The following is a 23,249-nucleotide window of genomic DNA, read 5'->3' on the forward strand; positions in this document are numbered from 1 at the left end:
GACATCAGTGGTGTATTTCGTGATGCGTTTTGGAGCAAACAATGATTATCGAGCCAGTGATTAAAGGTGTTGTTGCCCGCTCGGCCCACCCTTATGGCTGCCAGCAAGCGGTGCGTAAGCAAATTGAATATGTAAAACAGGCCAAGCCTATTGAGCAAGGTGCGAAGCGGGTACTGGTGCTGGGGGCCTCCTCAGGTTTTGGTTTGGCATCGCGCATTTCCCATACATTTGGTGGTGCAGAGGCCGACACCGTTGGGGTGTCATTTGAGCGTGGCCCGAGTGACAAAGGTGTCGGTAGCGCGGGCTGGTATAACAATATCTTTTTTAAGCAAGAAGCTGAGAAGTTAGGACGGGTTGCGACCAATATTGTCGGTGATGCGTTTTCACAGCAGGTTCGTCAGCAGGTGATCGAGTCGATCAGAAACGATCTTGGCGGCCAAGTTGATCTGGTGGTGTACAGTCTAGCAACAGGCGTTCGCCCGAACCCTGAAACCGGTGACATGTGGCGTTCGGTGATCAAAACCACAGGCAAGCCGGTGGTGGGCCCGACCTTGAACCTGGAAACCGATAGCCTAGCGGAAATGACCGTTGAAACTGCAACCGATCACGAGATTGCCGAGACCGTGAAAGTCATGGGGGGAGAAGACTGGGCCAGCTGGATACAGTGCTTGTCTGACGCAGGCGTTCTGGCTCAAGGTTGCCGTACCGTGGCTTATTCCTACATTGGCCCAGCCGTGACGTATCCTATCTATCACCACGGCACCCTCGGACGGGCCAAAGAGCATATGCACAACACTGCAGAGGTGCTTAATACGCAACTTGCAGCGATTGGCGGGCAAGCCCATGTCGCAGTGTGTAAAGCCTTGGTGACTAAAGCCAGTGTGTTCATTCCGGCTTTCACGCCTTATATCCTCGCCTTGTTCAAGGTGATGAAAGAGATCGGGACCCATGAAGGCTGTATTGAGCAGATGCAGAGACTGTTCAGTGCGCGGTTTTATCCCCAGAAAGGCACCCAGCAAGGCGTTTTAACCGATGGCCAGCGATTGATCCGGATGGACGATTGGGAATTGGCGCCTGATGTACAGCAGAGGGTCAGTGAGCTAATGGCCGAGATGAACGCTGATAACTTCACTGAGGTGGGCGACTATACGGGCTATAAACAGGATTTCATGGAGCTCAACGGCTTTGGTTTTGCCGGTGTTGATTACCAGCAGGACATCTCTCTGGATAGCCTCAAAGCATTACAGCCGTAACTGCTGGGGCTGTTACCATTGCAATAAGCAACCCTACTGATAAGGTCGTCATTATATTGTCGCCTAAATATAGGCGACAGTAATGGCTATTTTTATTTTCTCATTAATGAAACACTCCTAGCTCAGAAACTCCTCCTTTTGTCGTCGCCTTATCAGCATTGAGATCATAAAACCTCAATATAGTTAATTCTGTATTAGGATAAATCTGGTCTAATCAGCCAATAATCATTACAATTAGTTTAATAAAACAACAAAGAATGCAGTGATTATGGTTGAACGTCGTCACTTTAGTCGTATTTTATATCAGGCTCCAGCAACGCTAATGAATGCCAATGGTGAATGGCAGGCGGAAGTACGAGATCTGTCCCTGCAGGGGGTCTTGCTGACCAAGCCGGAGAGCTGGTCTGCGCAAGATGCTGACGATAAATATTTTTTATCGTTTTGTCTGCACGACTGTGACATCGAGCTGCGGATGGAAACCCAGTTGGTTCATCATGATGCTGCTTATTTACGTATGCATATCTTCCATATTGATTTAGAAAGTGCCGGGCACCTCCGGCGTTTGGTCGAATTAAATGTTGGCACTGATGAACTATTACATCGTGAGCTGGAACAGCTAACTGATTTGCAGCAACATCTCGACGAGTCGTGAATAGTCATCATGTCAGAAAATATTTGTATTTCGGTGTCCGATCATCGTGGCACCTCTCATTATCTTATTAACCGCTTCAAGAAACGTTATATCGCTTTAGCGACAACAGTTATTTTGTCTGCCGCTGCTGCAGGCGGTTACAGTGTCTATACCCTATACCAGGAGAAGCTTCATTCTAATCTGCAGCTTAGTCAGCTCAATGTGCAGGCGCAGCAGCTCACAGCTTCCTTGTCTGAGGAAAGTGCCAGCAATCGTGAATTGATTGCAGAACTCAATGAAAAAAAAGCGGAACTCGATGCGCTTTCGCTACGGATTGATGATGTAGAAACCATCCTTGGTCTGCAGACATCCGAAGATGGTGAAGTGGTTACTCTTGAGGAACGGGTAGACAGCGCGGCGATCAGCTCGGCGGTCCGGGGCACCTTGTTCCGGATGATTCCCAATGGCAATCCGACGCCGGGGATCAGGATGTCATCGCAATTCGGTACCCGAGTCCATCCGGTAACGGGCAAACGCAAGCGTCACCTAGGCTTGGACTTTGCCGCCAATACCGGCACCGAGATCTACGCGCCAGCAGATGGCGTGATAGAGGTGATCCGCCCAAGCAACAAGGGCTCAGGCAATTTCCTCAAACTGGATCACACCATGGGCTTCACCTCTACGTATTCTCATATGAAAAAATTCAATGTAAAGCGTGGTGAGTTTGTCCGCAAAGGTGAGCTGATTGGTTGGACGGGCAATACGGGCTTGTCGACGGGCCCGCATTTGCACTATGAGATCCGCTTTTTGGGACGGGCCTTGAATCCTCGACCATTTGTTGAGTGGACACCGGATAATTTCGATAGCCTGTTTGAAAAAGAAAAAACCGTTCAATGGGCGTCTTTGCTCAATATGATCAATAATGTGGTGTCGATGCAGGTACAGCTCACCCAGTCGCCTCATATTGCCCGGCCGATCCAAACGGCAAGCAATGAAAAAGGTCTGGCAGGGGAAGAAGGCTAAGTCATCGGCTTACCTTAACTATGTCTTGCAATTTGCCGTGTCTGTAAAGGAAGCGCTATGACCCGTGAGCTTTATATTGGTGTAATGTCAGGTACCAGCCTCGATGGCGTGGATACTGCGTTGGTGGCATTTGACAGCGAGGCTAAGTCCGCTGCAATACCTGAACTGCTGGCAACCGATGCCTACCCGATGCCTGATATATTAAAATCGGCATTGCTTGATGTGTGTATGGGGCAGGCGACAAACCTAAAGCAAATTGGTCAGCTGGATCATCAATTGGGGCATTTGTTTGCCGATGCGGTTAACCAACTACTGGATAAAGTGGAGGTCGATGCCTCCGCGGTAACGGCCGTGGGTAATCACGGGCAGACGGTATACCACCAACCGGATGGTGACTACCCGTTTACCATGCAATTGGGAGATGCCAATATCGTCGCGGCCAAAACCGGCATCACCACCGTCGCCGACTTTCGCCGTAAAGACATGGCACTGGGCGGGCAAGGTGCCCCTTTGGTACCGGCATTTCATAAAGGCTTGTTTTCTGAACAAAGCTCGACAACGGTGGTATTGAATATTGGCGGTATTGCCAATATCTCGGTGCTGCGCCCTAACCAGCCTGTTATTGGCTATGATACCGGCCCGGGTAATATGTTGATGGATGCTTGGGTTTACCTTCACCTCGGGCAGAAATATGACAAAAGCGGTGCCTTTGCCGCGTCAGGTAAGGCCAATCAGTCTTTGCTTGCCCAGTTGATGGCCGATCCATACCTTGGCCGCCTCTACCCGAAAAGTACCGGACGCGAGCACTACAACCTGCCGTGGTTGCAAGAGCAATTGGCCGGCTTAGCGGAAGTGGTGCCAGAGCAAGATGTGCAGGCAACCTTGTTGCAATTTACGGCACAGACGATAGCCGATCAGGTGACAGGTTTTGCTCACGGTGAGCAACCACGTTTGCTTGTATGTGGGGGCGGGGTGAATAACCCGCTTCTGATGTCTCGCCTTGCGGAGTTATTACCGGCTTGGTCTGTGGGCAATACCCGTGATGTTGGAATTGATCCGGACTATATGGAAGCGATGGCCTTTGCCTGGCTTGCCCGCCAGCGCATTCATGGGCAACCGAGCAACGTACCGGAAGTCACCGGGGCGGAGGGACTTGCTTCATTAGGCGTTATTTATCCGGTCTAAACTGTACTTAATGATGTTAAGCGTATTTTTGTCAAAAATGGTTAGGGGCTGTTTGCCTTTCAAGCTTGTTTTTCACAAAGCGATGGTTTACAACCATATATAGTTCAATTGTCTCAAGAGAGCTCTCCAGCCTAGAAAGTACGCCCTTAGTATCGAGTATCTTGAGGTAAGGGGGATAACCCCGTGAGTAAAACCAAGATGTATGTGGTAAGTAGTGAGGTTACACATGATGGGTCAGTGGCGACATGGACTGTTGGTATTGTTATTAGTTGCTGGTAGTGCGCATGCGGTCAAAGAGCGAGAGTTGGGTGAGATCTTTATCGAAGAATCACAATCAAAGCAGCCGCTAGAGTTTGTTGGGCAGGGGAGTCGTCCTGTCGATAATACTGGCCGAGATAATTTTAGTATTTATCAAAATAAAAATATTGAAGATCCTACCGAGTTCGGTGCTGGCTTGAAATTCAATGCGACAAATGATTTTAGTATCTCTGTCGAGGCTGGTGGCGCGGTGGTCGATGACAGCACGGTTGATATCGATAGCGGCGCGGTCAAATTTGAACTCAGTTATTAATGGCTGTGTGACGGCTTCGGCATCTGAATGGACCTCAGCCCGCTGCCGCCATGCATTGATTTGATGGTAGGCAAGTACCTATTCATGAACAGGCTCACTTCGGTGGGCCTTTTTCGTTTTGGTGGCTGGTGGCGGAAAATGGCTGATATCTCTAATGAGTCGCAATTAATTGCTTTTGTTGCACCCTTTTGCATTCTTCCCTATGGAATAATAGTTGTATGAAAACGACCTCTCAGCGTTGGAGTAAGGTAATAACCTTCTAACTATAATCAGCAACTTATAACCCGTGGCGATTAGCCAACAAGGAAGCACGAATGGCAAAATATCAGTTCTTTTGTAAGCCAGATTCAAACCGTAAAGCGTTTACGTATATTGAGATGGCAAGTGAAAGCTTTTCTACCGAGAAACAGCAGCTCTTGGAAATGGGGTTCGAGGTTGAGGGTGATGTGATTTATGCCGACTCCCCGCAAGAGGCGGTCGAGAAATTCAAGTCAAACTTTGTTGCCCCTCTGGAGGATTATGTGAATTCAGATCCTGCTGGTGGTGTTGCGACTTTTGTGTTCGAAGTGTTTAAAGCGATGCGTGGAAAAAACAGTTAATTGCTGCTCCTAAGTATCTAATTACTTTCAATTTGATTGGTCATTGACCGGCAACGTTGAAATATTAACCGACACTGTAAAATGTCGGTTAATTCTCTTTCCTCTTAACATTTAATCGTTTTCGTCGTTTTAAGATCCTGCCTTTTATCGCAGTGGAAATAACATGAAAAAGATAATGTCCCTCATTCTGGCCATGGGCATGTGTACGTCAATGGCCGTTAAGGCCGAGACCGGTATCGGCCTCTCGGTTGGCGACCCGTTCTGGGGCGTCGATATGAAACACAATGGATTCAGAGTGAACGTTAGCCTTGATGATCAGTTCGGTTTTGGTGTGAACAAAACTTACGGCGTGCAAGGCACCCCTTTGTACCTGTTTATTGGTGGGCAATACGTAGACAGAAACAAACACTATGTTGCTATCACTCCGGGGATCGGTGCGGAGTTTCGCGTACGCCCTATGGGGTTCTATGTGGATCTGACCCCAGCGGTATACTTGGATGAACTTGATATTGAACTGGAAGCAAGGGCGGGCTTTCGCGTTTATTTCTAAGTGTCGTAACCACTTTTTGTAAAGCAGCCATAACACTACGCCATGGCTGCTTTTGTTTGGTGTGATATTATTTTGCCAACTCGGCTGCCGTATCGACAAAGATGCCTTGGATGTCTTTGGCTTCTCGCTCCGTTTGGCCTCCGTGTTTTAGAAAGGCTGAGATAATCGCTTGGGTCTTTTCTTCTTTTGCTCGCTCTAGGAAGTAGCGCAGCTCTAGCTCTGTCCCTACATTTTCATCTTTAATTGACGCCTCGATGATCTCTTTGTACATCACGATATCGCGAATTTCTAATTGGCTGATGACGCCAATTACTTGGGCGAGGAAACCATCCATTTCCGCTTTTGGTACATACTGGGTAATAATGTTCAGCGCTTCTGCTTGTTGGGCCGTAAAATCATTACCGACGAGTAGTGCTTGTAGTGCCTTGTTTTTTCCCATTCTTCTGGCAAATTGCACGGCACCCTGGCCACCGGTCGGGATATTTACGTGAATTTCTGGCTGAGCAAATGCTGCGGATTCCGTACCATAGGCCAAATCACACGCCATAACGAATTCATTACCACCCCCTCGGGCTACACCGTCGACTACGGCTACCGATACCTGCTTCATTGCTTTGATGTTGGCAATCATATGATTGAATTCAATCGATGCAGCTTGGCCACCCTGAGTACCGTTAATCACATTCAAATCTAAGTGCGCCAAGAAGAACTGCGTATGCAGTGATTTGAAAACAACGACCTTGGTTTCGCGATCATCTTTTAGTGATAACAAAAATGCATTGATTTCATTGATTAAATCAATGGTTAATACATTTACCGGTGGGTTGTTGATAGTAACGGTCGCAACGCCTTTGTCGTGGGTAATCGATAACTTGTTCATGGATTTTCCTTACTCAGCCTAATGGGCTTGTTAAGTGTATGCCCTCAATGTGTGGTTACTATATATTTGTCATAGAAGGTGAAAAATGCTCAAATTGGCAAGTAATTGGTGCTGTAAATGCAACAAAGAGGGTGTATGGATTTTCCAAGTCGACTGCTGTTGTTACTTGAAGTGGTAGAGCTCGGCTCATTTACCAAAGTTTCTGAGCAAAGAAATGTTGATAGGTCGGTGATCTCTAAACATATAAGCCGGTTAGAAGAGGAGTTGGGTGTACGACTGCTAAACCGTACTACACGTTCACTTTCTTTAACTGCCGCTGGAAACGAAATGGTGAACCAAGCTAAGTCACTGCGGACTCTGTTGAGTAATACCCATCGTCTGGCACAGAATTACCATGCCGAGCCTAAAGGTGTATTACGTATTACCAGCTCAACCTTATTTGGTCGCCAATACGTTCAGCAAGCTGTGCTGGCTTTCCAGCAGCAATACTCTGGCGTAGACATTGAATTACGCTTAGAAGATCGTGTCGTTGATATGGTCAGCGAAGGGTTTGATATCGGTTTTCGTATCGGCAAGCCGAAAGCCTCTAGCTTAATCGCTAGAAAAATTGCTCGTAATAGGCTGTTGATTGTTGCTTCTCCTGCCTTTATTCAAAAGCATGGCGATATCAACACGGTTGAGCAGCTGGAATCATTACCCGCGACAGTGTATTCAGGCCCGGGACTGTTGCTCGATACATTCAGATATGTTGACGACAACAAAGAACATCAGGAATTTAAGCTAAAGGTCGCTTATAGAGTGAATGATGTTGAAATGGTGACAAAGAGTGCGGTGGCTGGAAACACATTGGCTGTTGTAACCGCGCAGATGATTGAAGATGAAATCTTGGAAGGTAAGCTTATTCCGATCATGACCCATTTAGATCTCGATGACTTTGGCACGTTCTATGCTGTATATCCACACCGGGATGCTCCCATCAAAACGAAACTGTTTATCGAGACGCTCAAATCCATAATCGGTACAGAGATACCGGTATGGGAGAAACAGATCCCTCATTTTGAACAGATGTATGGCCGCCAATAGCCGCTTCAACACTGATCCTCGCCGGAGGGCGAGGATGTCAGGCTTTTATTAGCCCAACGGAAAAATTAACAAGTCATGTGTGTCTGTAAAGCCACGGGATCCCTCTATGTGTTCTTCATATACCATGAGGGGTCAATGAGCTAAGGTACGATGCTTATTTCAGCAGCATCGAGCTTAAGTACAACTTTTCTACATCACTGAGGTTTTTCGCAACCGTAATGGCTTCGCGAAGTGGTTCAGATAGCTCTAAAAAGTAGCCCGGTGGTACATCAAACAAGCGAACCGCTTTGCCGATCACTTTTCTTGAGGGGGTATGCTTACCATTTTCGATAAGAGAAAGGTATGTCGGCGTGATATCAAGATGGCTGGCGCATTCTTCACTTTTCATTTTCTGGTGAAGCCTTAGTGCTCTGATTTTAAAACCGCTAACACTCATCAATTTTAGTCACCATTAATATTGTTATCTATTTGAAAATTAGTATCTTTTTGCTGCTTTGAATGCAGCGCATGCCGTTGAGTCCAGCTTGACTGGTGGTACGTTGCAATCCTTGTTATTAAGTATCTGATCGTTGGGTTACCTCGCTAAGTTCATTAAATTCAGTAGCATGAAGTTATTTAGTATATATCTAATGATATTTAAACTCTTTAAAAATATCATTTTATTAAGTGAGCGTTTAATGCTGAATATATGATCGCTCCAAATTGTAATTATTTCAATACTTAATTTTAGCAAAGTTAGATGGTCAGTTTATTTTAAAGTTATCTGTTGTAATAAAAAAAAGCCTGAGTACAATGTACCTCCTGTACTGGCTGGAGGTGAATTATGGATAATGAGTGTCATAATGAAAATATTGATATCAAATCTATAAGAATGCGACTAAAGGTTAGTCAGTATGAATTCGCCGAAGCGCTTGGACTAAGCCAGGAAACGATCAAAAGCTGGGAGCAAGGGCGACGTAACCCTACCGGTTTAGCTAAGAAAGCTCTCAAGCTTATGGAAAAAGATCTCGAGCTTTATTATAGGTTTAAGTTCAACTGAACAAATGACTGATAGCATCTCACTCCTTCCTATAAGGTGCTATTGGTCATTTCTTTAGCCAAATATAAGGATCAAATATTGAAACATGATGAATATGAACTTGACTTATACTTTGAAAATATTGAAGAAATAAATAAATCCATTGACGGAATTGATTTTGTTATCAGTGACGATTTTCTTAACTTTAAATACCTCAATGTAGTCATACTTTTCGTCATAATATTAGCTGTTTTTTTATTACTTATTTAATTGGAGGGTAAGCGTATTATCACGCCGCCATAACCTTAATATCTCTACTTTTTTTCGCTTTAAATACATGAAATATAAAAGAGATATTATGCTGAGTTTTTACAAAGAAAAGTGGTTCAACAACATCAAAGGAGATTTATTGTCGGGAATCGTGGTGGCATTAGCCCTCATACCAGAAGCTATCGCATTCTCAATCATCGCAGGCTTAGACCCAAAGGTTGGTCTCTACGCATCCTTTTCAATCTGTGTCGTCATTGCTTTCACGGGATCACGTTCAGGTATGATCTCCGCTTCGACAGGTGCAATGGCTTTGCTAATGACGACATTAGTGAAAGAGCATGGCCTGGAATACTTATTAGCTGCTTCCTTTTTGGCCGGGATCCTTCAATACATCATCGGACTGCTCAAGCTGGGTGATTTAATGCGGTTCGTCTCGCGCTCCATTGTGACTGGTTTTGTTAATGCATTGGCTATCCTGATATTCATGGCGCAGTTGCCTGAGCTTACCGGTGTCACTTGGCATGTCTATGCGCTAACAGGGGCTGGGCTGGGGATCATCTATCTGTTTCCATACATACCTAAAATTGGCAAGTTATTGCCTTCTCCATTGGTGTGCATCATTGCGATCACCGTGTGTACCGTCATGTTTAAGATTGATGTTCGTACTGTGGGTGATATGGGGTCATTGCCTGATTCTCTCCCTGTGTTCTTGCTGCCAAATGTGCCGCTTTCACTCGAAACGCTACACATTATCTTCCCTTATTCATTTGCATTGGCGGTAGTCGGCGTGCTTGAGTCGATGATGACAGCAAAAATCATTGATGATATTACCGATACACCAAGCGACAACAATGCTGAGTGTAAAGGTCAGGGTATTGCGAATATGATCTCTGCCATGCTCGGTGGTATGGCTGGATGTGCAATGATAGGTCAGTCGATGATCAACATGAGTTCAGGTGGTAGGACGCGGCTTTCTACCTTGGCAGCCGGGGTTTTCTTGCTGATCATGGTTGTGTTCCTCGGAGACTACCTCAAGCAAATTCCGATGGCAGCATTGGTGGCAGTCATGATCATGGTTTCTATCAGTACTTTCTCTTGGACATCGATCATTGATATCAAGCATCACCCACTCAACGCGAACGCAGTGATGATCTCGACGGTGGTATCTGTCGTCCTAACCCATAACCTTGCCATTGGTGTTGCCGTAGGTGTAGTTGTTTCGACCGTGTTTTACGCTAACCATAGCCGCAAGATAATGAAAGTGACGGATGATGTTGTGGTTCACAATGCGCACACAATACATAAGGTACATGGTCAGATCTTTTTTGCTTCTGCCTATAACTTCATCGATATGTTTAACTTCAATCACCCAACGAAGTACATCACGATAGACTTGTCTGATGCCCATTTCTGGGATATCACCGCCGTTGGGGCGCTTGATAAGGTGATCATCAAGTTTATGGAGGCTGGCTCAGTAGTCGATGTCGTGGGAATGAATGCAGAATCTGAGCAGATTATTACCAAATTTGCCATCTTCGATAAGCCAGAAAAATTGGCGAATCAGGCTATCGGTCACTGATGTTAGAAAGTTAAATGGTTTAAGTTCAAATGGCGTCAAGCCATTTGAACTTTTATGAGCAACGAAACCCTATCTTTAGTTTGAGTGTTACTGCGATGTCATTGGATTGATATCGACGGTTCTATTTTTCAAATCTACCTTTGCGTGATACACAGCATGCGGGTCACCGTAATGCTTGAAAGTAAATTCATAAACGTTCGCTGACGCCCATATTTCTGATATTTCAGACGCCGTTATGTCATATCCATCTTGCTGGTATAGCTCCGTCTCCATTACTTTCGCCAAGGCTGCTTGTTGGCTGGCGTTTCTGTCTACTTCTGGCGCGAGTGAAGGATTAGTTGGGTATGAACTCCCGTTATATTTCATTAAGCGAAACGCACCATTGCTCCACACCATGAAATCTTGCCAACCGTTGCTGGTGCTATCCGTTAAAAGGACTGGGGGTTTTACCACTGACATCTGGCTAATGATGTTGCCTGTTTGGTCGAAGATAGCTGCAGTACACCCGCCACTACCGCAAAAGTAGCTGTCTTGTATCAAGACAAAATGCTCGGCAACGCCATCGTTGTTAAGATCCGCACTGCCGGTAAGGTAACGGATATTGTCTTGCTCAAGCGAAAGCCCTTCGGGTGCTAAGATGCTGTCATCAACCCATTGGGCAATAATACTGGCGTTAACCGTCTGGTTAGCTGAGGCACGGCTATTGCTATCGACACTCTTGGTTGCGCTGCATCCGATGAGAAGAAGTGAGCTGAACAGGCATATCTTTCCTAATTCGCGGTTGAACATTTCTCTTGCTCTTTGGTCGGTACGATTAGGTTATAAGTATATAAAAGGAAAAAGCAGTGACAAAATTTCTTAATCCGGTCAACAAATTAGAGAAGGTTGAGTGGTTGAGTGATTGAGTGGTTGAGTGGTTGGGAGCAGGGGATATTGGGCCTAAATAAACAGCGGTGCTGTCGCCATTACAGCCACAGCACCGCAGTCACATTATGTTCGAATTACTTCTTAAGGTTAGTGAAGTAGTCGAAGATAACTGGTACGTCGTTGTTACCCATACCGGCATCAACTGCAGCTTGTAGGCTAGTAGAAGTACCCTGAGCGATTAGGGACTCAGTACCTAGCTCTTCACAAAGCGCAAGAAAGTAGCCAAGGTCTTTGTTTGCGTTAGCAACAGAGAAGCCTAGTTTTTCTTCACCGTCGACAGCGTAGAACTTACAGAACTGCATGAATGGCGAGTTAGATGGGCCCGCTGACATGATGTCGAAAAGCTGTTGACCGTCAACACCTGCTAGCTTAGCGACAGCAAATGCTTGAGACATAGTTGCAACAGTCGTCATACCCATGAAGTTGTTCACAAGCTTAGTCACGTGACCTGAACCTAGAGCACCTAGGTGGAATACGTTTTCGCCTTGCTCGTCAAGAACGGGCTTAACTTTATTGAACGTTTCCATGTCGCCAGCAGCCATGATGTTTAGAAGACCATCTTTAGCGTGAGCTGGAGTACGACCTAGAGGAGCGTCGATCATACCTGCGCCTTTCTCAGCAAGGTCAGCACCGATCTTCTTAGTAGAAGCTGGGATAGACGTACCGAAGTCGATGAGTGTTTTACCTTCAGACATACCCGCTAGGATACCCGTTTCGCCGTAAACGACTTTCTCAACAACTTCAGACGTTGTTAGGCAAAGCATAACGATGTCACTTTTCTCAGCGAGTTCTTTACCAGAAGCTGCTTCAGATGCATTGCCACGAGCTAGAACTGCTGCAACTGCATCTTTGTTAAGATCCATTACGTTAACTTCGTAACCACGGTTTTGAAGATTCTCAACCATGTTGCCGCCCATAAGGCCAAGACCGATGAAACCAATTACTGGTTTAGTCATTTAAGACTCCTACTAAAATACTATTGTATGACTATATGGCTTAAGGATATACATCTGTGCGTCTCAAAGCAATCGTAGAATGTTCTGAAATATTCGCCAGTTCACAGTTTTTTGATCTAAGCCAGATCCGGGCTTTATTTAAACTGTGATGCAAAAAGCCAGTGCTTAAGCCTGAAAATGACATCTAACTAAGTGTTTTTATTTTTGTTTTAGTGGTAATTCAACGCTGCTGCTTTGTCCTGATCGAACTCATTGAGTGTTTTACGGGCCAAGTAGCGGAATGGGAGCGCTTTGATACATTCTTCGAACGGCATAATGGCGAATGCCCAGAACAGCGGCGCGTCGAAGAAATGGACGAGGATAGCGAGCAAGGGCAAAGACACCAGCCATTGCCCTGAAAAGTTGATGGCGAATACCGCTTTAGTTTTACCTAATGCCCGCAAAGCGTGGCCGTGTACGGTGTTATAGCCTCGCACCAAGGGTAGGAAGATATATAGCGGGGCGATAACCGCCAGTGCTTGGAAGGTTTCTTGCCCCATTTCTGGATAAATAAACGGCAGGCATAGACTAAGCACAAAGAAAAAGCCGCATGTAATGGTAGACAGTACGACTGCAATGCGAATGCTGGTATCGACTTTTTCCCTTAGGTCATCGAGCTTGTTTGCCCCAATGGCTTGGCTAATTAGAATAGCCGTTGAATGGGCCGCAGCTGTGGTCATTTGGGTTCCCATCCGGATCCACGGCATGACCAAGGTAATAGCCACATAGGCGTAAAGGGTCAGTTGCGAGTAAAGCAATTGATAGATAGTAGCACCGACTGCCAGCATCGCCATGTTGGCGGCTATCGGAAAAATTTCATTAAAATGACTTTTGGTTAATTGATTGAAATTGCTGGCTTTTTCTGGCTTGCGTAGGGTGATCATGCCATCCAAATGGACGCAATAAACAAGGAAACAGGTACGTACCAGAATCGCCACTAAACTGCCCAATGCTGCGCCCAATACGCCATAACCCAACTGGTGGATTAGCAGATAAGTGGCTACAGTGTTTACCGGTAATTCAAGGAGGTAGCCCTTGAAAGGGATCTTGGTTTTCCCCAGCCCATTGAAACTGGCGATAATCACCTGGGTGATGGCGCTGAACAGCAAGGTTAATGTAGATATTTGTAGGTAGCCCACGGTTAGTTCAAGCAGTTCAGGGTCTTGGGTGATGTAGCCGACCAGCTGATCTCCGAACACAAACAGCAATCCCGAAAAGAGTATGGCAACGCCAAAGTTAATTGCCATTCCGCTCAGGATCGAGTCGCTCAATGTCTCGGAGCGACCTGAGCCATAGGCCCGACTGATCACCAGTTGGGTGCCGTTTGCGAGTGCATTTTGAAAGCCGAGTAGGAAGGCAACAATGGCAGTGGCAATACCAATGGCCGCAACAGGGACTTCTCCAAGTGGTGAGATCAGTAGTGTGTCGATAAGTAACATCGACTGCATCAGCAAGGCATTCATGGCGAGCGGCCATGCGGTTGTGAGGTTTTTCTTAACAAATGGAGAGAGTTGCAAGAGGGCTCCTTGTGGCATTTATAGTTATCAGACGTCACGAATTGTATTATTATATTTCAATCATTCGTCTGAGTTCCAGAGCCTTCTTACCGTTTAATCGTTCCGATTTGTTAATCGCCTATCATATCCCTCACGTTGTCATGCTTTTCTTCAATTAATGCACAGAATAATTGACTGGCTGTTGCGATAAGAGCGTCGGGAAAGTCGTAGTTGGGATTATGCAGCTGAGGATGGTCTTCACCGCTACCAAGGCAGAACAGTGCGCCGGGCCACTTAGCGAGAAACTCCGCCACATCTTCCGACCATCGCATCGGATCTTCAATAATATTGACCGGTAGGCCAAGAGATCCGGCTTTGGCGATAACCTGCTGGCAGTGCGGATAGGAATTGACGGCGGCATTGAACCACTCTTGCCACGAAATTTCGACACTGAGCCGCTCTTGTTCGCACAGCTTGGCGACTTGCTGTTCGATAAGGGATCTCATGGCGAGCAAGGTTTGGCTATTATCGCTGCGTAGCGTAGCCAGCACCTTGGCATACCCCGGAGCGGTGCCAAACGCAGCCTCGCCCTGAGCCGTTGCTCCTAGCGATGCGTGGACCACGGTGGTCAGTGTGAATACCTCGGGGAACTGCTGTGGAAGAGACTGGAGTAGCTTGATCGTTTCAGTCATTGCTCGGGTTGGTGGTAACCCGTCCTCTGGTTTGGCGGCATGGGACGTTTTGCCAAACAGTTCGATCGTGACGCCGGTGGAGGCGCAGGCAAAGGTCGCGGGTTTGATGACTACCGTATTGAGTGGATAACCGGGTAGGTTATGATAAGCAAAGACATTATCAATATGCTGCTGGGCAAGCCAAGGCTCTTGCAGCATAGCTGCTGCGCCGGCTCCGGTTTCTTCTGCTGGTTGGAATAGCAAAAGGATCTTGCCAGAGGCAGGGGGATGGGCGCAGAGGTACTTGGCTACCATCATCAAGGAAGCGGTATGCCCGTCATGGCCGCAAGCGTGCATGATACCGGAATAACATGAGGCATAATGGTGGCACGCCTGTTCATGGATCGGCAGGGCATCGAAATCGGCGCGGAAAAGGCTGGTTTCACCCGGTTTACCGCTGTCGAATTCCACCACTATACCGTGACCACCGAGGCCAGTTTTCGGGGATAGGCCAAATTGGCACAGCTGTTGGCTGATCAGCTCTGCGGTTTGATGTTCATGGTGTGAAAGCTCAGGGTATTGATGGAGGAAGCGGCGAAAGTTGATAGGGTCAAAAGAATCAATCGGCGTAATCATAGTTTTCTGTACAGCTATAGTATTAAGTTGCATAGCTTACGCCGATTTTTTTAGGGTAAATGTGATAGTTATCGCAGGTATCTTGTTGGTCACAATTTAAATGACATGCTTCCTAATAATTACAGGCATATCGTCTTTGCTCTCATTATATATATCAATTCTGGTGTTGGTGTTTTCCTTTATTGCTTCGATGACTTTTCCGATAAGGTAAAATGGAATTGACAGTCCAATCGAAATATAAGATGCAGTAAGCAGTATTGGTAAAGCTAGTCCAAAGAAACCTAAACTTATTCCAATAAAAAGCATGAGATAACTGATAATAGTCAATTGTGATGTAGTGTTGATGCTATTCATTTTGTCCCTCATAGCCACTTCGGTTAAAATAATTAAATTTGATAGGTGTACATTATCCGGTGGTCACCATTTCTATAGTTGACATTGTCAGACCAGTTAGCAAAATATCGAATGTTAGAGCGAGAGGTTAGTTGGTATGAGATCGCTCCCTCGTGCATAAACAGAGTTTCTCCGGACAGTTCTCCTGTGGCACCTATTAGAGACATTGGGTTATAGTTGAGCCAAAGGTTGTCCGTGATATTATATCGGCTATACATTCCAGCTAGCCCATAAAACCCTAATAAGTGGTGGCCGCCAATTGAACCATTTTCAGTCTCAATGCGATCATTGGTTTTATTTAAATCAATCACGGTGGCACCAACGGCTAGCATTGGATAAGCCTGAAAATTTCCAAATTTGGGTAATGCTTGAATGATCCCATATGTACCAGTACCTAGGCCTGAATCAAGGTTGTAATTCAAGTCTATATTCGTGCCTGTCCCTGTTTTCATGCTTGCTTCGAAGTGGCGGTAGCGAAATTCACTTACCGAATTATTGTTATCCCCACGCCATCCTACGGCATCTCCCGCTATGCCTTTTATCTCAAAAATGTGCATGGCTTTTCTGTTCTTAACTCCTGGGTCATAGGCATGACCTAGCATCAGATTAATCCCTTTGTCGCCATAACCCGCACCAAATTGCGAAAAAACGGCCATGGGATCTGACATATCTTGTAAGGTATCTGAATTCTGTGAAGCTAATGCAGGATAACTTGGTAGTACAATTATTGATATAAAAAGTAATTTTATTGGATTCAATGTCATTTTATTTACTCTGGGCTTTTTTACAGCCATTATCACAAGTAGCATAATAAAAATCGCAACTAGGGATTGAATGAATTTTTTCACAGTTGAAACATTTTGCACGGACTAGGTATATATTGATAAATGCATGCTTATGTCGTTGACTTAAAATGTTTGTTTCACGAATAAACTCAAGCGTGTTACGGTTTATATATTTGACCATAAAGGTATTACCATCTTGAAATTAAGGGGGAGCCTAGCGAGATTTGCGATAGCACTCCCCCAGAAGCGATTACTTCATGATTGGGACGATTTCGAAATTTTGGGAAAAATGTACAGATACACTTTTCAGTTTATTAAGTACAGAAGCGTCACCGTTCACTTTGGCTTTCTTTTCCTTAATGAGCTGTTCGAGTGAAGTCTGCCCCGTGACAATTGCAATGAAGTCATCACGTTCAATGGAAAGTGTTAGGTCAACATCGCTGATTGCTTTTTCAACTTGCAGCGGTGCGAGGTTCGCATTGCTGAATTCAACGTAATAAACTTCATTTATCTCTGGGTGGATAATATTGAAGTTGAATGCCATATCTGCAGGAACCTTGCTGGCATCGACAGAAATGGCCATGAAATCCAAGAATCCGGCTGTTGTCATCTGTGACATAATGTCAGGCGAAACCATTTTTAATGCTTCTGGAATATGATTGGTCCGCAACTCTGATGCTCCTTGTAAGTAGGAGTTACGCCATGCCATGGTCTCAGATTGGTATCCTTGCTGCTCCCAGCTATCGGCCAGCAGGTCACGCGCCTTGGCATGTGAAGGATCACAGTTGACGATATCATTTAATAACGTAGAGGCTTCTTGGTAGGCACCTTGCTCAAAGTGATTCTGAGCTTGCTTGTACATAGTGTTCGTACCTGCTGTTTGTACATACAAACATGAGCGATCAACGTTGGTCAAAGGGTTGATGTTGGTCGGGTTCATGTCGTGGTAACCTAAATACAGGTTAATCACACCACGCGCATTGTGGGAGTATGAACCATGATAGCCGCGGCTCGCCCAGGTTTGCTGCTGTGAATCAGGGACAATTTGTTCAATTGCTCGACCAATGTCATTGATTTTCACACCTTGGTTGGCAAGTCGTAATGTCTGGTTATGGATGAAGCCATAATTATCTCTCTGCATGGTTAGGTATTCAGCGATCTCGTTTTTGTCTGTGTCGGGGTTATTCCAAACGGGCGCTGAGTGGGCTGCGTGTATGTTATCGACACGATCGGCAAAGCGATGCTTTATCTCCGAGAGGTATTTGGTCCAAGCAAGCGAGTCACGGGTTTGTGCCCCACGGAATGTGTAAATGTTATGTTGACCGTCGTAGGTGAGCTCTGCAGTGTTCAATGCGTTGTAGGCTGGAACAAAGTTGATCATCTCCGTTGGCGCTTCAGCATTAGGCATATTGATGAATAACATTTCCAAACCATCAATGGTGACTGTTTCTTCACGGTCTTCAATGATCACGGTCGGCGGGATCAATGTGATTTCACCTTTGGAGGTGCCCATCCCAAGGGCATTGTCGACAACGCCATAAGCAGAGTCGGTCAGGGTGTTTCCATACTGATATTGCGCACGGCGGCCCATTGCGTTTCCAGCCAATAGCCCTTCGCTAAGCAGCTCTTCCATGAAATCTTTTGGGGCAAAGATTTCAACGCCTTCAGGCAGTTGGCCATCGTCAAATAATCCGCGGACACCACCGAAGTGATCTTGGTGGGTATGGGAGTAAATTATCCCGGTGATTTTGTGTTCACCATTGATTTCCGGTAGGTGCTTTTTCGCAAAATCCCACGCGGCAGAGGCGGCTTCTCTGGTGAGCAGTGGATCATGGATGATGTAACCGTTATCAGAGCGGTAAATGGTCATGTTAGAAAGGTCGGCACCTCGGATTTGGTAAATACCGTCGGTTACCTCATACAAGCCTCCAGAGGCATAGTTCATTACCCCTTGTCGCCAGATTGACGGATTGACAGTATCAGGGCGATCACGACGGATGTCGTCTACTTCCAGGTACCCGCGTGAATTACGCAGTTCTGCTGCATCATGTTCGCCAAAAGCCGCAATCAAACCGCGCTCGGAGCGTTCGAAGGCTGAGGAGTCATGCCAGGGGAGTGTTTTGTCTAAAGCACTGTTGGCTTCGATAGTATGCTTTGTGGCGGGCTTACCTATGTAATCTAATGAATCATAATCAGCCGTTGCGGCGTACGAGGTTAAAGCGATTGTTACAGATAATAGTGTTCTTTTCATTTTAGTCGTCTCTTATGTTGTATCATTAACTCTTCGGGATTACCGTCGTCAAAGTTATTGGCTGGTATACCCCTAATGGTAAAAAGCGACTTATATCTACAGGAAGAAATATTCCGCTTTTATAATTCAATTTTTCTGATTTCTAGGTGCGGGTTATTAATCTAGCTATAACCTTCTTTTTTCATACTTAAGGTGTTTATAAAAACCAATAATTACTCTGTAGATGGTCGCAATGAATAATATAAGGCCGGCTAAACTTCCTACAGGTGTTCCTAGGCCAAGCATAAATACAAGTGAACTTATCAATATGGTTATATTGGTTATAACCAATTGTAATTTTAAGAACCGACTAGGTTGCAATGTAAAAATTGCTCTGCACATGATGTTTCTCTTTTTTGTTATTTATTAAATGCATATTTATTCTAGATGGTCAGGTTAATAAAAGCCTTGTTGAAACAAATTAATTTATATGGCTCTTGTCGTATGAATACGGTTTTGATGGCGATAAAAAGTACCCCCGCAGTAATAGCGGGGGTGCCAATTGGCATTGCTAGGAATCGTTTAGCTATATCATAATCAAGAATATCGTATGCTCATAACAACGTTATGAGTTAAAAGGTTATACCAACGGTTAACCTAACTTGGTCTAAGTCAATGTTTGCTCCTCCTATGTTGTAGTGAAGCGTGTTTTTAGCAAGCTGCATATACACATATTCACTGGATGTTCTTATACCAACACCATGATAGATATTGGTATCCCTATCGCTTGATGCGAGACAGACACTAGTGATGTCACAGCTGGCCCCTCGCCATTTTGTGGTATGTACACCTGCCGATACATAGGGTTTCAATCCCATATCATTAGCATATAATGTCCAACCAACATCGATTCCAACCTTGAAGGTTTTGAACTTTTCATTAGCAGAATTGCCGTCCTCATTTATCTTATAATCACCTTGTGAAAATGAAGAATGAAGCCCAACAATATCATTCCAATCGTATTCATATTCAAGAGTAAAACCTTTTTCTGTATTTACATTTCCTAGTGCCTCGAATTGACTCACACCAAAGCCAATACGATAATCACCCGCAAAAGCTGCACCAGAGGTTAACAAGAAACTAGTAAACAAAAATAAAACAGACCCATTTGATTTTTTCATAAAACCACTAAGTTAAATTGTTAGAAAAATTACCATTAAGACTCCATTAAGGGAAAGGTCAATTTATTGTGTTATATGCCAGCTATATGATTTCTATAAACCTATGGAGCCGTTTAAAATTGAAAGTTAAAATGGCTCCTACATGTGTATTGTAATTTTGTCAGACAATAACCCTCTAATGAATATCCTTCATTTTATTTGTGGGTGAATTTGATTGCGAATAGGTAAATGTTTAAAAGTTTTAAATTTGTTTTATTGTGTTTGATATATTTCTATTTTTTCAAGTTGAAGTGTTTTATTACATTTGATTACAATGGTTCCTGTTCTAGGATAATTCATCCTATGCTCAACCACTGGCAATTTCTAAAGTTGGGTAATTGAGCTAATAGGAGAATGGAAATACTCACTTAACAGGAAGTTGAGTTTGTAGCCATTCGATAAATGCGGCGTTTCTCGGCCTATGCTGTTGCCCGTTTAAGCAAATGAGATCATAGCCACGGCCAGAGTTAACCCCATCGAAAGGAGCAATCAATTCACCGCTCTCTAGACTCTGGCGGACTAATGATTCGCGGGCGATGCATATACCCATGTTGTTTTTAGCAGCGATCATCGCCATGTCTGAATGGTTAAAGATGTAGGTTCGCTCCATCACATTAAGCGACATAATCTCTTCATCTTTTTGATTTTCTAGCCATATCTTCCATTCTTGATTGGGCTCGCTAGCTTCCAGCGACTCGGTGCAGTGAATGAAGGTCGCACGATCGAGCTTGCTTAGTACAGATCTGCCTTCCTGGAGCTGTGTATTGAAATAATCAGGGCTGCAGACCGGCATAATTTTTTCATCAAACAACCTGCGATGATAAAACCCAGAATGATCGCTATCACTGTAGTAAATCGCGACATCAACAGGTTCGTGTTGAAAATCGAGTCGGCTGGCTTTTACTCTGAGCTTCACACTGAGATTAGGGTACATGCGCTGGAAGTCTGGCAGCTTTGGCAGCAACCAGTTTTGTGCAAAAGTGGGTGCTGCACCGATGTAGAGCTCCCCCCGCAATTCGTTGAATTTGATATCTTCGAGTTCAGAGAAAATCACATCGAAAGATTGGTTAAGTGCCAGTAACAACCGCTCCCCCTCTTTGGTCAGTTCCAAGCGCCGGGTCATACGAATAAACAGGTTAAAGCCAAGCTGTTCTTCAAGTAGCTTGATGCGCTGGCTTACCGCTCCCTGTGTGATAAATAGCTCTTCTGCCGCCTTGGTAAAACTGAGGAATTTGGCTGCCACACTGAAGGTGTACATGTTGGCCACCATCTGTTGTTTTTGATTCATGTTTCATCCTATAAATTAGCTTGCCTAATGCATGGTGAGTTTTTATTGGTTTGTGCAGTGGCTAGTGATGCTTTTTAATCAACATAACTTATTTATAGCGAGGGCATCATGATGAAACAAGATCTGAAAATTACTATTATTGGCGCAGGTTCAAGTTACACGCCAGAGCTGATAGAAGGACTAATCAAGCGTAACCACGAACTATCGATACGTGAACTTTGGCTTGTGGATATCGAGGACGGTGAAGAGAAGGTCAATATTATCGGGGATCTGACCCGCCGGATGCTAGCCAAAAACAACATGACACATATTGATGTTCATGTAACGCTGGATCGCCGAGCTGCGCTAAAAGATGCAGATTTTGTCTGCTCCCAGTTCCGGGCTGGTTGCCTGGAAGGTCGGATCCGTGATGAGCGTATTTCCTTGAAATACGGCATGATTGGCCAAGAAACGAATGGCCTTGGAGGGTTTGCCAATGCCTGTCGTACCATACCGATTGCTTTGGAAATCGCTAAAGAGATGGAAGCGCTGTGCCCGGATGCCTGGCTCCTGAATTTTACCAATCCATCAGGTATGGTGACGGAGGCAATACTAAAACACACCAAGGTAAAAGCCGTGGGGCTGTGTAATGTGCCGGTCATTATGCAAAAAGGTATCGCGAAGATGCTGAAAGCTGACGAGCAGGATTTTATTTTACAGGTCGCCGGTCTGAATCATTTCATCTGGGCACGACAGATCCTGCACAACGGCCAAGATAAGCTACAGGATGTCGTCGAAGAGATTTTGTCGGGTAACGATCCTCTGGTACCGCAAAACATTCCACCATTTGAATGGCCTGCTGAGTTGCTGCGCAATATGGGGATGATCCCTTGCGCCTATCTTCGTTACTACTACACCAGCCAAGACATTATGGGGCAGGAGCTGGAAGAAGCGAATGGTGAGGGTACACGTGGAGAAGTCGTGAAGGCGATGGAAAAACGGCTATTTGATATCTACCGTGATCCGGAACTAGATAAAAAGCCGAAAGAGCTGGAAAAGCGCGGCGGTCAATATTATTCGGAAGCAGCATGTGAACTGATTAGTTCAATATACAACGACAAGCGAACAATCATGCATGTGAATACCCGTAATGATGGTGCGATTGATGGCTTGCCGGATGACTGTACTGTTGAAGTCAGTTGTATGATCACCAAATCAGGGCCATTGCCACTTAACGTTGCCCCGTTCCCGTCAGACACATTGCGTTTAATTCAGTTAATGAAAGAGTTTGAAACCCTGACTGTTGAAGCGGCGGTTACCGGTGATCGCAATGCTGCCCATCGCGCGTTAATACTTAATCCACTGGTGACGACAGGAACGGTTTTAGAGCAAGCGTTAGCAGAAACGATTGAAGCAAACTTGGATTTTATGCCTCAATTCCGTCAGGGCTCAGAAAAGTAAGGTTGCTCATCACCGTCCCAGTTTTCCAAGATAAATTGACGTTTGCTATCAAGCCGTTGTTGAAGGGATTGGTTATCGTCTTCGGACGCTTTTAACTGGCGGACCAGCTCGAAAGCGATAGCTTCAAGCTCTTCAAAACTAAACTTATCCCCCTCGGTGTTGAGGAACGCTTCGGGATCATAGGTCTTAATCTCAAACTGGGGGGCGGAAGGTGCCAAGGCTCGAAGGCGCCTTTCTTCCTGCAAGTGCTCGAACAGAAATAAGCTGACGACGAAAGATGTGATGAGTGCGCAGACGCCAAATAATTTGCGAAACTGCCCACGTTCTTTGATCGCCAATAGGGTAAACAAACCACAAACTATGCATAGCAGTATGAGTACCATTCCCTTGTTACCTCAATCGCTTACTGTTAGTGAGTATGTTATCAAAAGGAATGGTTATTCACTATACAAAAACGCCTGAAGTTGCATGGCTATGCGGAAGTTCTGTTACTGAATGCAAATGATGAAATAGCGATGCTTATAAA

Annotated in this window: 23 protein-coding genes; 11 read left to right on the forward strand and 12 right to left on the reverse strand. The window is 45.2% G+C overall.

What is annotated here, in order from left to right:
- Positions 1–41: 41 nt before the first annotated feature.
- The 7 genes from fabV (at position 42) to L4D79_RS10030 (ending at position 5,812) form a co-directional block, all read left to right on the forward strand.
- Positions 42–1,253, forward strand: a complete 1,212-nt coding sequence (gene fabV / locus L4D79_RS10000; RefSeq protein WP_428650745.1) for an enoyl-ACP reductase FabV — start codon at positions 42–44, stop codon at positions 1,251–1,253.
- A 268-nt stretch (positions 1,254–1,521) separates the two neighbouring features.
- A complete protein-coding gene (locus L4D79_RS10005; protein WP_428650747.1) occupies positions 1,522–1,905 on the forward strand; it encodes a PilZ domain-containing protein in 384 nt (127 codons plus the stop codon).
- A gap of 9 nt (positions 1,906–1,914) precedes the next feature.
- Complete coding sequence (locus tag L4D79_RS10010; RefSeq protein WP_428650750.1) at positions 1,915–2,907, forward strand: M23 family metallopeptidase; 993 nt, start codon at positions 1,915–1,917, stop codon at positions 2,905–2,907.
- Positions 2,908–2,964: 57 nt separating this feature from the next.
- Entirely contained in the window at positions 2,965–4,092 is a 1,128-nt protein-coding gene (locus L4D79_RS10015) for an anhydro-N-acetylmuramic acid kinase (RefSeq protein WP_428650753.1), read from the forward strand.
- A 226-nt stretch (positions 4,093–4,318) separates the two neighbouring features.
- On the forward strand, positions 4,319–4,663 hold the full coding sequence (locus L4D79_RS10020; protein ID WP_428650756.1) for a hypothetical protein: 345 nt from the start codon (positions 4,319–4,321) through the stop codon (positions 4,661–4,663).
- 314 nt (positions 4,664–4,977) lie between these two features.
- Entirely contained in the window at positions 4,978–5,262 is a 285-nt protein-coding gene (locus tag L4D79_RS10025) for a hypothetical protein (protein WP_428650759.1), read from the forward strand.
- 163 nt (positions 5,263–5,425) lie between these two features.
- Positions 5,426–5,812 carry a hypothetical protein gene (locus tag L4D79_RS10030; RefSeq protein ID WP_428650761.1) on the forward strand — a complete coding sequence of 129 codons (387 nt, stop codon included), beginning with the start codon at positions 5,426–5,428 and terminating at the stop codon, positions 5,810–5,812.
- 67 nt (positions 5,813–5,879) lie between these two features.
- Here the strand turns inward: L4D79_RS10030 and L4D79_RS10035 are convergent, their stop codons facing one another.
- Positions 5,880–6,692: an enoyl-CoA hydratase/isomerase family protein gene (locus L4D79_RS10035; RefSeq protein ID WP_428650764.1), complete on the reverse strand. Its 813-nt coding sequence runs from the start codon at positions 6,690–6,692 to the stop codon at positions 5,880–5,882.
- Positions 6,693–6,827: 135 nt separating this feature from the next.
- On the opposite strand from L4D79_RS10035, the gene L4D79_RS10040 reads away from it, so the two are divergent.
- Entirely contained in the window at positions 6,828–7,775 is a 948-nt protein-coding gene (locus tag L4D79_RS10040) for a LysR family transcriptional regulator (protein ID WP_428650767.1), read from the forward strand.
- A gap of 154 nt (positions 7,776–7,929) precedes the next feature.
- Here the strand turns inward: L4D79_RS10040 and L4D79_RS10045 are convergent, their stop codons facing one another.
- On the reverse strand, positions 7,930–8,211 hold the full coding sequence (locus tag L4D79_RS10045) for a helix-turn-helix domain-containing protein (protein ID WP_428650769.1): 282 nt from the start codon (positions 8,209–8,211) through the stop codon (positions 7,930–7,932).
- A 387-nt stretch (positions 8,212–8,598) separates the two neighbouring features.
- Between L4D79_RS10045 and nadS the strand changes: the two genes are divergently transcribed.
- Entirely contained in the window at positions 8,599–8,814 is a 216-nt protein-coding gene (gene nadS, locus L4D79_RS10050) for a NadS family protein (protein WP_428650772.1), read from the forward strand.
- A gap of 337 nt (positions 8,815–9,151) precedes the next feature.
- Positions 9,152–10,642, forward strand: coding sequence for a SulP family inorganic anion transporter (locus tag L4D79_RS10055; protein ID WP_428650774.1), 1,491 nt, complete (start codon positions 9,152–9,154; stop codon positions 10,640–10,642).
- An 87-nt stretch (positions 10,643–10,729) separates the two neighbouring features.
- Here L4D79_RS10055 and L4D79_RS10060 read toward each other — a convergent pair whose 3' ends face one another.
- The 9 genes from L4D79_RS10060 to L4D79_RS10100 all read right to left on the reverse strand — a co-directional run bounded on the left by L4D79_RS10060 (position 10,730) and on the right by L4D79_RS10100 (position 21,283).
- Complete coding sequence (locus tag L4D79_RS10060; protein WP_428650777.1) at positions 10,730–11,431, reverse strand: hypothetical protein; 702 nt, start codon at positions 11,429–11,431, stop codon at positions 10,730–10,732.
- Positions 11,432–11,643: 212 nt separating this feature from the next.
- Positions 11,644–12,525, reverse strand: coding sequence for an NAD(P)-dependent oxidoreductase (locus L4D79_RS10065; protein WP_107301496.1), 882 nt, complete (start codon positions 12,523–12,525; stop codon positions 11,644–11,646).
- 209 nt (positions 12,526–12,734) lie between these two features.
- A complete protein-coding gene (locus L4D79_RS10070) occupies positions 12,735–14,027 on the reverse strand; it encodes an MATE family efflux transporter (RefSeq protein ID WP_428651757.1) in 1,293 nt (430 codons plus the stop codon).
- 164 nt (positions 14,028–14,191) lie between these two features.
- Positions 14,192–15,400, reverse strand: a complete 1,209-nt coding sequence (locus tag L4D79_RS10075) for an amidohydrolase (protein ID WP_428650781.1) — start codon at positions 15,398–15,400, stop codon at positions 14,192–14,194.
- A gap of 63 nt (positions 15,401–15,463) precedes the next feature.
- Entirely contained in the window at positions 15,464–15,721 is a 258-nt protein-coding gene (locus L4D79_RS10080) for a KH domain-containing protein (protein WP_428650784.1), read from the reverse strand.
- Between the two features lie 32 nt (positions 15,722–15,753).
- The gene (locus tag L4D79_RS10085; protein WP_428650786.1) at positions 15,754–16,608 is read right to left on the reverse strand and encodes a hypothetical protein; all 855 of its coding nucleotides are present in this window, start codon (positions 16,606–16,608) and stop codon (positions 15,754–15,756) included.
- Between the two features lie 187 nt (positions 16,609–16,795).
- Positions 16,796–18,796 (reverse strand): alkyl/aryl-sulfatase, encoded by a 2,001-nt coding sequence (locus L4D79_RS10090; protein WP_428650789.1) that lies wholly within the window; start codon positions 18,794–18,796, stop codon positions 16,796–16,798.
- A gap of 611 nt (positions 18,797–19,407) precedes the next feature.
- A complete protein-coding gene (locus L4D79_RS10095; RefSeq protein ID WP_428650792.1) occupies positions 19,408–19,956 on the reverse strand; it encodes an outer membrane beta-barrel protein in 549 nt (182 codons plus the stop codon).
- A gap of 403 nt (positions 19,957–20,359) precedes the next feature.
- The gene (locus tag L4D79_RS10100; protein WP_428650795.1) at positions 20,360–21,283 is read right to left on the reverse strand and encodes a LysR substrate-binding domain-containing protein; all 924 of its coding nucleotides are present in this window, start codon (positions 21,281–21,283) and stop codon (positions 20,360–20,362) included.
- A 111-nt stretch (positions 21,284–21,394) separates the two neighbouring features.
- Here L4D79_RS10100 and L4D79_RS10105 point away from each other — a divergent pair, with 111 nt between their 5' ends.
- On the forward strand, positions 21,395–22,723 hold the full coding sequence (locus L4D79_RS10105; protein ID WP_428651759.1) for a 6-phospho-beta-glucosidase: 1,329 nt from the start codon (positions 21,395–21,397) through the stop codon (positions 22,721–22,723).
- Here L4D79_RS10105 and L4D79_RS10110 read toward each other — a convergent pair.
- Positions 22,705–23,106, reverse strand: a complete 402-nt coding sequence (locus L4D79_RS10110) for a hypothetical protein (protein WP_428650797.1) — start codon at positions 23,104–23,106, stop codon at positions 22,705–22,707. The two genes, L4D79_RS10105 and L4D79_RS10110, sit on opposite strands and share 19 nt — an antisense overlap.
- Positions 23,107–23,249: the final 143 nt, after the last annotated feature.

It is taken from the genome of Photobacterium satsumensis (genome assembly GCF_050336935.1).
Taxonomy (GTDB): domain Bacteria; phylum Pseudomonadota; class Gammaproteobacteria; order Enterobacterales; family Vibrionaceae; genus Photobacterium; species Photobacterium satsumensis.